This is a genomic window from Sphingomonas albertensis (genome assembly GCF_014358075.1).
GTDB lineage: Bacteria > Pseudomonadota > Alphaproteobacteria > Sphingomonadales > Sphingomonadaceae > Sphingomonas > Sphingomonas albertensis.
Genome location: NZ_JACONT010000002.1, coordinates 17,188 through 32,417 on the forward strand (window position 1 = coordinate 17,188; position 15,230 = coordinate 32,417).

The 15,230-nt window shown below is 65.7% G+C and carries 11 protein-coding genes; 3 read left to right on the forward strand and 8 right to left on the reverse strand.

Going from position 1 to position 15,230, the window contains the following annotated elements; translation table 11 throughout:
• Window position 1 precedes the first annotated feature (1 nt).
• The 6 genes from H8S47_RS01315 to rpiA all read right to left on the reverse strand — a co-directional run bounded on the left by H8S47_RS01315 (window position 2) and on the right by rpiA (window position 6,623).
• A complete protein-coding gene (locus H8S47_RS01315; RefSeq protein ID WP_187502143.1) occupies window positions 2-745 on the reverse strand; it encodes an HAD-IIB family hydrolase in 744 nt (247 codons plus the stop codon).
• Window positions 742-1,557: an HAD family hydrolase gene (locus H8S47_RS01320; RefSeq protein WP_187502144.1), complete on the reverse strand. Its 816-nt coding sequence runs from the start codon at window positions 1,555-1,557 to the stop codon at window positions 742-744. Before H8S47_RS01320 ends, H8S47_RS01315 begins: the two co-directional genes overlap by 4 nt.
• Window positions 1,554-2,537, reverse strand: a complete 984-nt coding sequence (gnd, locus tag H8S47_RS01325) for a phosphogluconate dehydrogenase (NAD(+)-dependent, decarboxylating) (protein WP_187502145.1) — start codon at window positions 2,535-2,537, stop codon at window positions 1,554-1,556. The genes H8S47_RS01320 and gnd overlap by 4 nt, the downstream gene beginning before the upstream one ends.
• Window positions 2,538-2,665: 128 nt before the next feature.
• Window positions 2,666-3,790 (reverse strand): transaldolase, encoded by a 1,125-nt coding sequence (tal, locus tag H8S47_RS01330; protein WP_187502146.1) that lies wholly within the window; start codon window positions 3,788-3,790, stop codon window positions 2,666-2,668.
• Window positions 3,790-5,880 (reverse strand): transketolase, encoded by a 2,091-nt coding sequence (tkt, locus tag H8S47_RS01335; protein ID WP_187502147.1) that lies wholly within the window; start codon window positions 5,878-5,880, stop codon window positions 3,790-3,792. Before tkt ends, tal begins: the two co-directional genes overlap by 1 nt.
• 68 nt (window positions 5,881-5,948) lie before the next feature.
• Entirely contained in the window at window positions 5,949-6,623 is a 675-nt protein-coding gene (gene rpiA / locus H8S47_RS01340) for a ribose-5-phosphate isomerase RpiA (protein ID WP_187502148.1), read from the reverse strand.
• A gap of 518 nt (window positions 6,624-7,141) precedes the next feature.
• On the opposite strand from rpiA, the gene H8S47_RS01345 reads away from it, so the two are divergent.
• The 3 genes from H8S47_RS01345 to H8S47_RS01355 are packed head-to-tail and all read left to right on the forward strand — an operon-like array spanning window position 7,142 to window position 13,233.
• Window positions 7,142-8,362, forward strand: a complete 1,221-nt coding sequence (locus H8S47_RS01345; RefSeq protein ID WP_187502291.1) for an efflux RND transporter periplasmic adaptor subunit — start codon at window positions 7,142-7,144, stop codon at window positions 8,360-8,362.
• A 6-nt stretch (window positions 8,363-8,368) separates the two neighbouring features.
• Entirely contained in the window at window positions 8,369-11,647 is a 3,279-nt protein-coding gene (locus H8S47_RS01350; RefSeq protein WP_187502149.1) for an efflux RND transporter permease subunit, read from the forward strand.
• Window positions 11,644-13,233 (forward strand): efflux transporter outer membrane subunit, encoded by a 1,590-nt coding sequence (locus H8S47_RS01355; protein WP_187502150.1) that lies wholly within the window; start codon window positions 11,644-11,646, stop codon window positions 13,231-13,233. Before H8S47_RS01350 ends, H8S47_RS01355 begins: the two co-directional genes overlap by 4 nt.
• Window positions 13,234-13,478: 245 nt before the next feature.
• Here H8S47_RS01355 and H8S47_RS01360 read toward each other — a convergent pair whose 3' ends face one another.
• Both H8S47_RS01360 and H8S47_RS01365 read right to left on the reverse strand, forming a co-directional pair.
• Window positions 13,479-14,060, reverse strand: coding sequence for a transcriptional regulator (locus H8S47_RS01360; RefSeq protein ID WP_187502151.1), 582 nt, complete (start codon window positions 14,058-14,060; stop codon window positions 13,479-13,481).
• A 5-nt stretch (window positions 14,061-14,065) separates the two neighbouring features.
• Window positions 14,066-15,205 carry a Gfo/Idh/MocA family protein gene (locus H8S47_RS01365; protein WP_187502152.1) on the reverse strand — a complete coding sequence of 380 codons (1,140 nt, stop codon included), beginning with the start codon at window positions 15,203-15,205 and terminating at the stop codon, window positions 14,066-14,068.
• Window positions 15,206-15,230: the final 25 nt, after the last annotated feature.

Consider the following 15,230-nt stretch of genomic DNA (forward strand, 5'->3'; position numbering starts at 1 on the left):
CCTACTTCAGGCACGCGACGATTCCGGCGATCGCCGCCAGTGTGCCATCGACGTTCTTCACCTTCACGACATCCAGCCCAAGCTGCTCCGCCGGATAATCATTCCCGCCCGGGAAGATCGCGTCGCCGATGAACATCATCTTGTCGAGCGCGATGCCGCTCGCCTCGTTGAGCTTCTTCAGCCCATACGCCTTGTCGACACCCTCGCGCGTGATGTCGATCGAAGTCGCGCCGCCCATGTTGATCGACAGCCCCGGCAGGCGCTTGCGCAGATCGGCCTGGATGACCTTGCGCTTGGCGAAATCCGGATCCCAGCTGTGCTTGGCATCGATCGGCGCTTCCTGGCCTAGCGCGGAAAACGTGATCTGGCTCCCGCGATCCTCGATCCGCTCACCCCAGGTCTTCTCCGGCACGAACCCGGTGGCTTCCAGGGATCCGTCGAACGCCTTCAGGATCTTCTGCTTCTCGTCGTCCTCGAACAGCTCGGCATACACCGCGCGCCATTCGCCATCGAACCGGTACAGCTTGGTCCCCGTCGTCGGCATCAGCCACAGCTTGGTGCGATCCGCACGCTCGGGCAACCGCGAAGCCACCTGCTTTTCGAACTGCGGCCAGTCGCCACCCGAGATCACCGCGACATGCGCGACGTCGAGCAGGTTCGCCAGCGCCTCGCCCATCGGCTCCTGCAGGGGCTGCTTGCTCTCGGCCAGCGTTCCATCGAGGTCGAAGGCAACCAACTCTTTCATGCGGAAACTCCAGTAAGGATAAAATTGTCGATCGCGTGCGCGACACCGTCGGCATCGTTTGCGCTGGTAATCTGGTGGACGACGTCGCGGACGTTCTGCGGCGCGTTGCCCATCGCGATCGCCAGCTTGGCGCGCTTGAGCATCGCGATGTCGTTGGCCTGATCGCCGATCGCGGCGGTCTGCGTCAAGCTGATGCCGAACGCATCCGCCAGTTCCTCGATCCCGCTGCCCTTGTTCCCGGCCACGGGCGTGATGTCGAGATAATAGGTCTGCGACTGGACGATCGTCGCCTGCGTATCGAACTTCGCCGCGACCTTTGCGTGCAGGTCGCGCAACAGATCCTCATCGTCGCTGACGAACGTCACCTTATCGGCCTTGGCGAGCAGGTCGGTGAAGTCGGAGACGATCACCGGGTCCTGCGCGGAGGCCTTCTTCTCGCTCCCGACATGCCCACCCTGGTCGGTGCTGGCATACCAGACGTCGTCCGCGAAGAACCACGTATCGACCGGCGCGTCACCGATGATCTCCATCGCGCCGCGCACAACGTCGACGTCGATCATGTGGTGCTCGATCACGGTGCCGTCGCGCTTGAACACGATCCCGCCGTTGAACGCACCCATCGGCTCGTCGATGCCGAGCAGGTCCGCGATCGGCATCATCCCCGACCGCGGCCGCGCGCTGATGATCGTGAAGCCAAGACCCGCCGCCTTCAGGCGCTTGACCGCATCGACAGTCGCGGGCGTCACCTTCTTCTCCTTGTCGACGAGCGTGCCGTCGACATCGGAGACCAGCAACTTGATACCTGAACTCACTGGGGCATCTCGACATGACCGCCAAAGCCATAGCGCATCGCCGACAACAGCTTGTCGCCGAACGTGTGGTCCACCCGGCTGCGATAGCGCGCATACAGCGCCGCGCTCAGCACGTTGGCCGGCACCTTCTCCTCCATCGCCGCATCGATCGTCCACTGGCCTTCGCCCGAGTCCGCGACGCTGCCGCTGAACCCTTCGAGCGTGCCGTCCTTCGCCAGCGCGATCGCCGACAGGTCGAGCAGCCACGACGAGATCACGCTGCCGCGACGCCACACTTCGGCGACGTCGGTCAGGTTGATGTCGAAGCGCTCGTCCTCGACGACATGCTCGCCGGACTTGCCCTTGAGGATGTCGAAGCCCTCGGCATAGGCCTGCATCAGGCCGTATTCGATGCCGTTATGGACCATCTTGACGAAGTGGCCGGCGCCCGAGGGACCCGCGTGGATATAGCCCTTCTCGGCACGCGGATCGGCCTGGCCCTGGATGCGGCCCGGCGTGCGGACGATCGTTCCCATGCCCGGCGCCAACGTCTCGAAGATCGGATCGAGCAGGTCGACCGTTTCCTTATCGCCGCCGATCATCATGCAATAGCCGCGCTCGAGACCCCACACGCCACCGGACGTGCCGACGTCGACATAGTGGATGCCCTTCTCGGCCAGTTCCTTCGCGCGGCGTACGTCGTCCTTGTAGAAGCTGTTGCCGCCGTCGATGATGATATCGCCCGAATTCGACTTCGCGGCGATCGCCTGGACGGTGCTCTCGGTCGGCTCACCCGCCGGGACCATCACCCACCAGATCGCCGGGGTGTCGAGCTTTGCGTGCATGTCGTCGAGCGAATCCGCCCCGATCGCGCCGTCTGCGGCCAGCTTCTTGACGGCTTCGGCATCGCGGTCGAACGCGACGACTTCGTGGCCGTTCTTCATCAACCGGCGCGCGATGTTGCCGCCCATCCGGCCGAGGCCGATCAGTCCGATCTTCATAGATAATTCCTTACTTACCCCCTCCCCCTCCGGGGAGAGGGTTGGGGTGAGGGGTAGTTGGCGAGGACAGCGCCCGCGGCGCCCCTCACCCCGGCCCTCTCCCCGAAGGGGAGAGGGTGCAGAAAGACTTACGCCGTTGCGGGCTGCTTCTTGGCGATCGAGCCGAGCAGGTCGTCGAACGCCTTCACGAACGACGCAACGCCCTCCTCGACCAGCTTGCCGGTCACGCCGTTGAGGTCGAGACCCAGACGCTCGGCTTCGGCGAGCGTATGCTTCGCGCCCTCGACATCCTGCGTGATCGTCTCCGCCGCAGTGCCGTGGTCGCGGAACGCGTCCATCGTCTTCGGCGGCATCGTGTTGACGGTGTCCTTGCCGATCAGCGTGTCGATATACAGCGTGTCGGGATAGCTCGGATCCTTCACACCGGTCGACGCCCACAGCAGCCGCTGCGGCTGCGCACCCTTGGCGGCGAGCGCCTGCCAGCGATCCGACTTCAGGAAGTCGAGATACCATTGATACGCCATCTTCGCGTTGGCGATCGCGACCTTGCCGCGGACCGCCCTCAGCGCCTCGGCCTCGGCATCGCCCTTCTCCAGACGCGCATCGATCTCCTTGTCGATCGACGAATCGATCCGGCTCACGAAGAAGCTGGCGACGCTGGCGATCTTGTCGATCGGCTGCCCCTGCTTGACGCGCTCTTCGAGCCCTGCGGCATACGCCTCGGCAACGCGAATGTACGCGTCGAGCGCGAACAGCAGCGTGACGTTGACGTTGATCCCGCTCGCGATCGTCGACGAGATCGCCGGGCCGCCCGCGAGCGTCCCCGGGATCTTGATCATCAGGTTCGGTCGATCAACCGCCGCCCACAGCTTCTTGGCCTCGGCGATCGTCGCGTCGGTATCGTCCGAGATGTACGGCGACACCTCCAGGCTGACATAGCCGTCCTTCGCGTCGAGCTTGTCGTACACCGGCTTCAACGTCTCCGCCGCAGCCTTGATGTCCTGGATCGCAAGATGCTCGTAACGGTCGATCGTCGCCGCGCCGGGGTTCTCCTCGTCGTACTTCGCGAGCGTCGAGTCATAGGCGTCGCCGTGACCCATCGCCTTTTCGAAGATCGACGGGTTCGACGTGACGCCGGTGAGGCCGTCCTCGTCGACCAGCTTCTGGAGACCACCGGCCTCCAGGAACTTCCGGTCGACGAAATCGAGCCATACCGCCTGGCCGAAGCCTTCGAGATCGTTGAGCGCACCCATCACTTGGTCTCCATCACTTGGCGGGCGACCTTGACGACATTGTCGACGGTGAACCCAAACTTGTCCTGCAACTTGGCGAGCGGTGCCGAAGCCCCGAAGGTCGACATCGTCACGGTCGCGCCGTCGAGCCCGACATAACGGTCCCAACCGATCGACCCAGCCATCTCGACCGCAACGCGCGCTCTCACTTCACGGGGCAACACGCTTTCCTTGTACGCGGCGTCCTGCAACTCGTAACGATACCAGCTCGGCATCGACACGACCCGGCTCTTGACGCCGTCCGCCGTCAGCTTCTCGTGCGCGTCGACCGCGAGCGACACTTCGCTGCCGCTCGCGATCAGGATCACGTCGGGCGTGCCGTCACTGTCGGCCAGCACGTAGCCGCCCTTTTCGAGCCCGTCGGCGCTCGCATACTTCGTCCGGTCGAGCGTCGGCAGCGCCTGGCGCGACATGATCAATGCAGCCGGCGTGCTGGCGTCCTTGAGGACCGCCTTCCAGGCCGCGACGACCTCGTTCGCGTCGCTCGGACGGATCGTGTCGAGGCCGGGGATCGCGCGCAGCGTCGCGAGATGCTCGATCGGCTGGTGCGTCGGGCCGTCCTCGCCAACCCCGATCGAGTCGTGCGTGAACACCCAGATCGCGCCGACTTCCATGATCGCCGACAGGCGCACCGGCGCGCGCATGTAATCGACGAACACCAGGAAGGTGGAGCCGTAGGAGCGCAGGTGCGACAGCGCCATGCCGTTGACGATCGCGCCCATGCCATGTTCGCGAATGCCGAAATGGAAGTTCCGGCCGGCGTAGTTGTCGCCCTCGAACGACGGCTGGCCCTTGATGTCGGTCTTGGTCGACGGCGCGAGGTCGGCGGACCCGCCGATCAGCCACGGCACCTTCGCCGCGATCGCATTGAGCACCTTGCCGCCGGAGTCGCGGCTGGCAACACCCTTGGCATCCGCCTCGAAGGTCGGGATGTCGGCATCCCAGCCCTCGGGCAGCTCGTCCTTGAGCAACAGGTCCAGCTCGGCGGACAGCTCGGGATAGGCAGTACGATACTTGTCGGTCAGCGCGACCCACTCGTCGCGCAGCTTGGCGCCACGCTCGGCGATCGCACCGTTGAAATGCTCGATCACGCCGTCGGGCACGTAGAACGACTTGTCCTCGGGCCAGCCGTAAGCCTGCTTGGTGAGGCGGATATTCTCTTCGCCGAGCGGCTCGCCGTGGGCCTTCTCGCTGCCCGCCTTGGGGCTGCCGTAACCGATCACCGAATGCACGACGATGAAGGTCGGCTTGTCGGTGGTCGCCTTGAACGTCTCGATCGCGCGGGTCAGTGCGGCGGTGTCGTTGGCGTCGTCGACGTGGATGACGTTCCAGCCATACGCATCGAAGCGCAGGCCAACATCCTCGTCGAACGCGAGATCGGTCGCGCCCTCGATCGAGATGTGGTTGCTGTCATAAATCCAGCAGAGGTTGCTGAGCTTGAGGTGACCGGCGAGGCTCGCGGCCTCGGCCGAGACGCCCTCCATCATGTCGCCGTCGCCGCACAGCGTGTAGACGTCATGGTCGAACAGCGTGAAGCCATCCTTGTTGTAGCGCGCCGCAAGCCAGCGCTCGGCGATCGCCATGCCGACCGAGTTGCCGCAGCCCTGGCCGAGCGGACCCGTGGTGGTCTCGACGCCGGTGGTGTGGCGATATTCGGGGTGGCCGGGGGTCTTCGACGACAGCTGACGGAACTGCTTGATGTCCTCGAGGCTGACCGCCTCCTTGCCGCTCTTCTCGCCATCCGCGCCGATCTCTTCGATCTTGGCGAGGTGGATCAGCGAATAGAGCAGCATCGACGCATGGCCGACCGACAGCACGAAGCGGTCGCGGTTGGGCCAGTCGGCATGCTTGGGATCGTAGCGCAGGAACTTCGACCAGAGCGTGTAGCCGACCGGTGCCAGCGCCATCGGCGTGCCGGGATGGCCCGAATTGGCCTTCTGCACCGCGTCCATCGACAGCGTGCGGATGGTATCGATCGCGAGACGCTCGGGGGAGCCGTCCTCGTGCAGATTGGGGTCCGCCTTGGGGGCGGCGGTTGCGGTATCGGTCATGGAAAAGCCTCGCTCTAGACTGTGACCGAACGCCGCGCATCCGATCTGGTTGCCAAGATAGGGAGCCTTTAGGCGGATGCACCCGTCCGTTCCAGTCGCGTAACGACGCCGTTCGTTGCAATATACGCCGCGTCGACCTCGTCGAGGAACAGCCCGTGACCGAGAATGCCGGGGATTGCGGAGAGGGCGGTGGCGGTTGCGTGGGGGTCTTCGAGGGTTGGAAAATGGCAGTCGACGACGAGATTGCCTTGATCCGTCCGGTAGTTGTCGCGGATGACGGGGGCGGCACCCATGTCGGTCAGCACGCGCATGACATAGCCGATGGCGAACGGCAGCACCTCGACCGGCAGCTTCGCCGCGCCGATCCGCTTCACCCGCTTGGAGCCATCCGCGATCACGACCATCCGTGCCGAGCTTGCGGCGACGATCTTCTCCCGGAGCATTGCCCCGCCGGCGCCCTTGATCGCGAAGCACCGCGAGTCGATCTCGTCCGCGCCGTCGATCGTGAGGTCGACATGGGCGATGGTGGCGAAGTGGAGGACTTCGATGCCGACCTCGCGCGCGATTTTGCCGGACGCTTCGGAGGTGACGACCGCGCGGATCGCCAAGCCCTCCGCGACACGCTCGCCCAGCGCCCGGATCGCGAACGCCGCAGTCGAGCCGGTGCCAAGTCCGACGAGCATCCCGGCCTGAACTTCTTGCACGGCAGCGACTGCCGCCGCCTTCTTGTCGTCATCGATCATCGCAATCGCCCCGAAAACATCCGTCCGTCATCCTGACGAACGTCAGGACCCAGAGCCACAAACGATCCCCTCACGGCTCTGGGTCCTGACGTTCGTCAGGATGACGGAGGGCGCGAAATCGGTCCAAACCTACCACCACCCCGGCGGAGGCCGGGGCCCAATTGGGGGACGTCTCTAACGAAGCGCAGTCCCTCGTTACTGCGACCTTTCCAATTGGGCCCCGGCCTTCGCCGGGGTGGTGTCTGTGAGTGATGAGGGTGGTGAACGTGATTGAGGACGGATGCCCCTTCCTTGTTCTCCCGCGAAGGCGGGAGTCCAGTCTGGGTCCCCGCCTTCGCGGGGAAACAACCTTGTGCAGCTTGCCGGACGCCCCCGGCAATACCCCCAACCAGTCAAACAGGTTACTCTTTCTACCCTATTTCGCACACCCGCTTTTCAACTGACATACTTCTGGTACATCCTCGTGGTTTAGCCAAACCAACACCTGCCCCACCGATCGCGAGCGGATACCAAACTTGATAGCCACACGATTTTCGACGCGGCAGCGCGCCATCCTGCTCGTACCCGCGCTGGCGCTCGCTGCCTGTTCGGGCGGCGGCGAAAAGGCGCAAGGCAAGGGCAAGGGCGGCCAGCCCGGCCAGGGCACGCCCACCGTCGGCTATGTCGTCGTCCAGCCGACCAGCGTCGCGATGACCACCGAGCTCAGCGGCCGCACCACCGCATTCGAAAGCTCGGACGTCCGGCCCCAGGTCACCGGCATCATCCGCCGCCGCTTCTTCACCGAGGGTACGCTCGTCAAGAAGGGCCAGCCGCTCTACGAGATCGACCCGCGCCTCTATCGCGCCGCCGCCAACGAAGCGCAGGCCAACCTCCAAAGCGCGCGCGCCAACCAGCAGGCGCAGAATATTCTCGCCCAGCGCTACAAGCCGCTCGCCGAGATGGAGGCGATCAGCAAGCAGGATTACACCAACGCGCTCGCCACCTCGCGCCAGGCCACCGCCTCGGTCGCGCAGACCCGCGCCGCGCTCGAAACCGCGCAGATCAACCTCAAGTTCACGACCGTCCCCGCGCCGATCACCGGGCGTATCGGCCGTTCGCTGTTCACGGTCGGCGCGCTCGTGTCCGCCACGCAGACCGATCCGCTCGCGCAGATCCAGCGACTCGATCCGATGTTCGTCGATATCCAGCAATCCTCCGGCGACCTGCTCGCGCTGAGGCGCTCGCTCGGCCGGAACGGCATCGTCGCGACCCGCGCCGAAGTCCGCCTCACGCTCGAGGACGGCAGCGAATATGGCGCGACCGGCTCGGTCGAGTTCGCCGAAGCGCTGGTCAACACCGAAACCGGCACCGTGACGCTGCGCGCGCGCTTCCCCAATCCGCAGGGGCTGCTGCTGCCCGGCATGTTCGTCCAGGCCAAGTTCGCGCAGGCGATCAACCAGCGCGCGTTCCTCGTGCCGCAGGCGGGCGTGTCGCGCGACGCGAAGGGCAATGCGACGGTCTATGTCGTCGATGCGAACAACAAGGCGGTGCAGAAGAACATCAGGGCGGACCGCACACAGGGCGCGTTCTGGGTGGTGACCGGCGGGCTCAACCCCGGCGACCGGATCATTACCCAGGGGCTGTCGAAGATCGCCCCGAACCAGGGCGTGAAGCCGGTCCCTGAAACCGCCGCGCAAAAGATCGAAGCGCCCAAGGGTGACACCTCAGGCGGCCAATCCAGCCAGAAAAAGGCCGGCTAAGCCCTTATGTTGTCCCGTGTCTTCATCGATCGCCCGATCTTCGCCTGGGTGCTCGCGATCATCGTGATGCTTGGCGGCATCGGTGCGATCATGGCGCTGCCGATCGCGCAATATCCCGACGTCGCGCCACCGCAGGTCTCGATCCGCGCCAGCTTCCCCGGCGCCAACGCCCAGACGATCCAGAACAGCGTCACGCAGGTCGTCGAGCAATCGCTGACCGGCATCGACGGCCTGATCTATTTCAGCTCGTCCTCGTCGTCGCGCGGCTCGGTGACGATCACCGTGACGTTCGAAAAGGGCACCGATCCCGACATCGCGCAGGTCCAGGTCCAGAACCAGGTCCAGCAGACGCTGTCGCGCCTCCCCACCCAGGTCCAGCAACAGGGCCTCGTGGTGCGGAAATCGAACCCGGACAACCTCCTGATCGTCGGCGTCTATGACGAGACCGACAAGCTGACCAACCAGGACGTCTCCGACTATCTCGTCTCGAACCTCCAGGATCCGCTCGGCCGCATTCCCGGCATCGGCGACAGCAACGTGTTCGGCGCGCAATATGCGATGCGGATCTGGCTGAATCCGAACAAGCTCGCGAGCTTCCAGCTGATCCCGAGCGACGTGACGACCGCGATCCAGGCGCAGAACACCGAAGTCGCCGCCGGCGAACTCGGCGGGCAACCCCAGCCTGACACGCAGATGCTGAACGCGACCGTCACCGCGCAGTCGCGTCTCCAGACGCCCGAGCAGTTCGCCAACATCATCCTGAAGACCACCAACGACGGCGCCACCGTGAAGCTGCGCGATGTCGCCCGGATCGAGCTGGGGGCCGAGAACTACAACGCGCGCAGCCGCATCAACGCGCATCCCGGTGCCGGCATCGCGGTGCTGCTCGCGCCGGGCGCCGACGCGCTCAAGACCGCCGAGCTGGTCAAGGCCTATGTCGCCGACGCGTCGAAGCGCTTCCCGCCCGGCCTGAAATACGCCTATGCCAACGACACGACGAACTTCATCAAGCTGTCGATCGACGAGGTCGTCGAGACGCTGATCGAGGCGGTCATCCTCGTCGTCATCGTGATGTTCGTGTTCCTGCAAAGCTGGCGTGCGACGCTGATCCCGACGATCGCGGTGCCCGTCGTGCTGCTCGGCACGTTCGGCATCTTCTATCTCGCCGGATTCTCGATCAACACATTGACGCTGTTCGGGCTCGTGCTCGCGATCGGGCTTCTCGTGGACGATGCGATCGTCGTCGTCGAGAATGTCGAGCGCCTGATGGAAGAGAATCCCGAGATGACGCCTCGGGAGGCGACGATCGAATCGATGAACGAGATCACCGTCGCACTGGTCGCGATCGCGCTCGTGCTGTCGGCGGTGTTCCTGCCGATGGCGTTCTTCGGCGGCTCGACCGGCGTGATCTACCGCCAGTTCTCGCTGACGATGGTGTCGGCGATGGTGCTGTCGGTGCTGGTCGCGCTGATCCTCTCGCCTGCGCTCACCGCGACTCTGCTCAAGCAGAAGAAGAAGGACGCGGAGGGCAACCACGAGAAGAGCTGGGGCGAACGCAAATTCCCGAAGGTGTCGCATTTCTTCACGCGCGCCGGCGACACGTTCAATTCGACCTTCGAGAAGGGTACGCAGAAATTCACCCGCGGCGTGCAGTCGGTGATCGACCGCAAATGGCTGTTCCTGCTGATCTACGCGGGGACCGTGGCCTTGCTGGCCGTGCTGTTCCTGCGCCTGCCGACGGGCTTCCTGCCGACCGAGGACCAGGGCACCGGGATCGTTCAGTTCCAGCTTCCCGCCGGCGCCACGCAAGGCCGCACCTTCGCGCTGCAGAAGCAGATCGAACAATATTACCTGACCAACGAGAAGGCGAACGTCGGGACGATGTTCACCGTCAGCGGTGGCGGCGGCGGCGGCGCGAGCGGCCAGAACACCGGCCAGGGCTTCATCTCGTTCGCGCCCTGGGACGAGCGCAAGGGCAAGGAAAACACCGCCGATGCGATCACCGGGCGCGCCTCGCAGGCATTTGCCGGCTTCCGCGACGCGCAGGTCTATTCGCTGGTGCCGCCCGCGATCCGCGGCCTCGGTTCGTCCAACGGCTTCACCATGGAGCTGCAGAATAGCGGCAGCCTTACGCAGACCGAATTCAACGCCGCGCGCGACAAGCTGCTCGCGCTCGCCCGCGCCGATCCGTCGCTGACCGCGATCCGGCTCACCGAACTGCCCGACGTCGCGACGCTGCGCGTCGATGCGGATCAGCAGAAGCTGTCGGCGCTCGGGCTTACGCAGGCGAACGTGAACTCGACGCTGTCGACCGCCTGGGGCGGGCAATATGTGAACGACTTCATCGACCGCGGCCGCGTGAAGCGCGTCTATGTCCAGGGCGACGCGCAGTTCCGCGCGCAGCCGTCCGATCTCAGCCAGTGGTTCGTGCGCGGTTCGAACGGCCAGATGGCGCCGTTCTCGTCCTTCGCCAAGACCAGCTGGGGCCAGGCGCCGACGACGCTGTCGCGCTTCAACGGCATCTCCTCCTACGAGATCCAAGGGGCTGGTGCGCCGGGCGTCAGCTCGGGCGACGCGATGACCAGGATTGCCGAGCTCGCCGGCCAGATCCCAGGCACCTCGATCGCGTGGGCGGGGCTGTCGTATCAGGAACGCCTGTCCTCGGGGCAGGCGCCGATCCTCTACGGCCTGTCGCTGCTCGTCGTCTTCCTGTGTCTCGCCGCGCTGTATGAGAGTTGGACGATCCCGATCGCGGTGCTGCTCGTCATCCCGCTCGGCCTCGTCGGCGCGATCCTCGCGGTGACGCTGCGCGGGCTCATCAACGACGTGTATCTCCAGATCGGCCTGCTGACCACGATGGGTCTGGCCGCCAAGAACGCGATCCTGATGATCGAATTCGCCGAGCAGGAGGAGAAGAAGGGCAAACGCGTCATCGAGGCGGCGATGTCCGCGGCCAAGATCCGTCTTCGCCCGATCCTGATGACCTCGTTCGCGTTCATCCTCGGCGTGTTGCCGCTGGCGCTGTCAACCGGCGCGGGCGCGAACAGCCGCATCGCGATCGGCACGGCGGTGGTCGGCGGCATGCTGACCGCGACGATCCTCGCGATCTTCTACATCCCCTTGTTCTTCGTCCTCGTCCGCCGCGGCGCGCGCGACGGCATCGCCAAGCTGCGCGGTCGCCCGACCGGTCATCAGGGTGGCGAGCATGACGGAAACGACGGCGATCACAATGAACCGTTGGGCCCGCCCGAACCACAGGGCCCCCACCGGCCGGAGCCCGCATGATGCGCTCGCTAGTCCTGATCCTCGCCGCGTCGACCGCGCTCGCCGGTTGCTCGCTCGCGCCCAAATACGCGCGGACGGAGCTTCCCGTGCCGCCGTCACTCCCGGTCGGCGATGCGTATCTGCGCCAGTCCGAGGCGACGCTGCCCGCGATCACCTACCGCGACGTGTTCCGCGACCCGCGGCTGCAGCAGATCATCGTCCAGGCACTGGCGAACAACCGCGACCTCCGCGTCGCAGCGGCCAACATCGCCGCGACCCGCGCGCAATACCGCATCCAGCGTGCCGACCTGTTGCCGCAGATCGATGCGAGCGGCCGCTACACCTATTCGGGTGGCGGCAATGGCACGCGCAATACCGTCACAAGTGGCACGGGTGGCAACACCGGCACGGGTACCGGCGGAACCGGTACGGGCACCGGTGGGACGGGCACCGGCACGGGTGGCGTCGGAACGGGCACCGGCTCGACCGGATCGGTGGTCAGTTCGTCCAGCTCGAACAGTGCCTTCTCGGTCGATCTCGGCACCACCGCGTTCGAACTCGATCTCTTCGGCCGCATCCGCTCGCTGACCGGCGCCGCACTCGATCGCTATTTCTCGACCGAGGCCGCCGCTCGCGCGACCCGCCTGACGCTGGTCGGCGACATAGCCGACGCCTGGCTCACCTATGCCTCCGACCGCAGCCTGCTCAAGATCGCACAGGATACCGTCGCCAGTTCGCAGCGCAGCGTAACGTTGACCAACGCGCGGCTGCGCGGCGGCGTCGCCCCGCGCACCGATCTCCGCCAGGCGCAGCAGATCCTATTCACCGCGCAATCCGACCTCGCGCAGCAACGCACCGCGCTCGCGCAGGACGTCAACGCGCTGCAACTGCTCGTCGGTGCGCCGGTCGATGCCACGCTCCTGCCCGAGTCAATCGAGCAGGCGCTGCCGACCGTCGCCACGCTGCCGGCAGGGCTCGACAGCAGCATCCTCCTGCGGCGTCCGGACGTCGTGCAATCCGAGTATGAACTGCGCGCCACCAACGCCGAGATCGGCGCGGCACGTGCGGAACTGTTCCCGCGGATCTCGCTGACCGGAATCCTCGGGTTCGCGAGCACGTCGCTGACCTCGCTGTTCAGCGGCGGCGCGTTCAACTATTCGGTCGCGCCCTCGGTTAGCTACCCGATCTTCCGCGCCGGTGCCGGGATCGCCGGGGTCGCCTATTCGAAGGCGCAACGCGACGCCGCGCTCGCCACTTACGAGAAGACGATCCAGACCGCGTTCCAGGAGACCGCCGACGCGCTCGCGCGCCAAGGTACGATCGCCGACCAGCTGAAGGCGAACCAGAACTTCTCGGCCGCGGCGCAGGACACGTACCGCCTCACCGACGCGCGCTACCGCGGCGGGATCGACACGTTCCTGAGTTCGCTCGATGCGCAACGCTCGCTCTACACCGCGCAACGCAATCTGGTCGCCACGCAGCTGGTCGGCGCGAGCAACCGCGTGACGTTATACCGCGTGCTGGGCGGGGACTCGACGCTAGAAGCGACTGCAAACGGGCCGCAACCGGTGACGCAGAGCGGCGCGCCGCGCGCGGAGACGGACTGAGGCAGCGGGGGGCATCGCTCCACCGCCAGGCACTCGCTCCCTTGTTCTCCCGCGAAGGCGGGAGCCCAGTCTGGGTCCCCGCCTTCGCGGGGAAACAGGGTTTGGACGTATTGCGGCTTCGGTCTCAACTAAGACATCCACCCCGGCGGAGGCTGGGGCCTAAGTGGAAAGGTCGTAGTAACAAAGCGCTACCCGTAGTCACGCACCGCTCCCAACTGGACCCCGGCCTTCGCCGGGGTGGAGCCTCAGCCGGGTCCGCGCTCGGTATTGGCAGCCAGCACTCCTTTCGCCCGCCTCTGCGCCTCGACCCGTACCTCCCGCCACTGCGCCAACTCAGCCTCCGCATCCGCAAGCGCCCGGTGATCCGGCACGCGCCCGTTCCGCCGCTGCGACACTTCGCCGACCACCTCCCGCGCCAGCGCCTCCCGCACCGCCGCCGGCTCCACACCCGCGAGGCACGCCCGCGCCGCCTCCAATTGCGCCGCGTCTGTGTCGCGCAGCCGAAGCACCCGCTTCGGCTGCCCGCCCGCGCGCAACAGCGTGCTCAGCCATTTCCCATCCCAGGACGGCGCGCTGGCCAGCAGGTCATGCCCCGCCAGCACCTCGACCATTCGCGCGGCAACGAGCCGGTGGTCCTCGCCCTCTTCCTCCAACACCCGCCGCTCGATCCCGTGGATCGCCTGCGCTGCCGCGTCCCAGTCGGTCCACTCGGGCGCAGGCTTGATCAGATGGCTCTCCGACGCACCATCCTCGAACACCCACGCCACCTCGATCGGATAACTCTTCTTACCCAGCGACGACGCTTCAAAATCGAGGAAGGCGAGCATGCCGCTCAGCCGGTCGGGCTGGCGGCGTGAACGAGCTTGGGTTCCTTGATCGGCGACAGGGTCTGCTCCTGCTCCGCCGAAATTCGCCGCGAGCGCACGAACGGCGGCAGCGTCACCGGCCCGCGCGTCTTCAGCGCCTCCAGCACGCCCTCGATCACACGCAGATCGGCCAGTCCCTCCTCCGCATCGGGCTCGGGGTCGCGATCCTCGAGGATGCAGTCGGAGAAATAGCGCATCTCGCCGCCGAACTGGTCGGTCGGCTTGAAGCTCTCATGGCTCTTCTTCTCGCCGATCGTCACACGCTGCTCCATCGCGTCGCCGAAGCCGTAGGCCGGGTCCATGTGGATGCTGCCCTCGGTGCCCGAAATCGTCAGGCTGTCGACGTTGTTGGCCGCATAGGAAACGGTGAACTGCGCAAGCCGGTTGCCGGGAAACCGCAACGTCACTGCGAACGTGTCGTCGAGGTCGCCAAGCCCCAATTCGGGATGCCGCGTCGCAACGGCCGAAACCACTTCGGTCGGCTCCGCCCCGAACAGATATCGGGTCGCGTTGATCGGGTACGGCGCCATGTCGAACAGCGGCCCGGCCTGCACGCCGTTCTTCACGCGGTGATTGGCCGGATCGACCTTCTGCGTGAAGCAAGAGGTGAACGCGATCAGCTCGCCGAGTTCACCAGCCCGGATGCGCCGGATCGCATCGAGCGTCGACGGCTCGAAATGCAGCCGGTACGCGGTCATCAGCTTGGCCGACGATGCGCGCTCGGCATCGCGGATCGCCTCGGCCTTCTCGACCGAAATCTCGAGCGGCTTCTCGGACAGCACGTGGATGCCCGCCTTCAGCGCGGGGATCGCGAACTCGGCGTGCCGCCAGTTCGGCGTTCCGAGATAGACCGCATCGATCAACCCTGAAGCAAGAAGCTCGTCGAACTGGTCGTAGCGATAGGTCGCCTCGACGCCATAGTCTTTACCCAGCGCCCGAGCCTTGACCGGATCGTCGGTGACCAGCGCGGTGATCTCGGAATTGCCGGTATGCGCGACGCCGGGCATCATCGATGCCTGCGAGATGTCGCCGAGTCCGACGATCGCGTAGCGGACCTTCTTCTTGCCCAGTCCGAGGGCGGAGGTGATGTTGGAAACGACGCTCATGGGGAATGCCTCGCAAAAGGGGTTC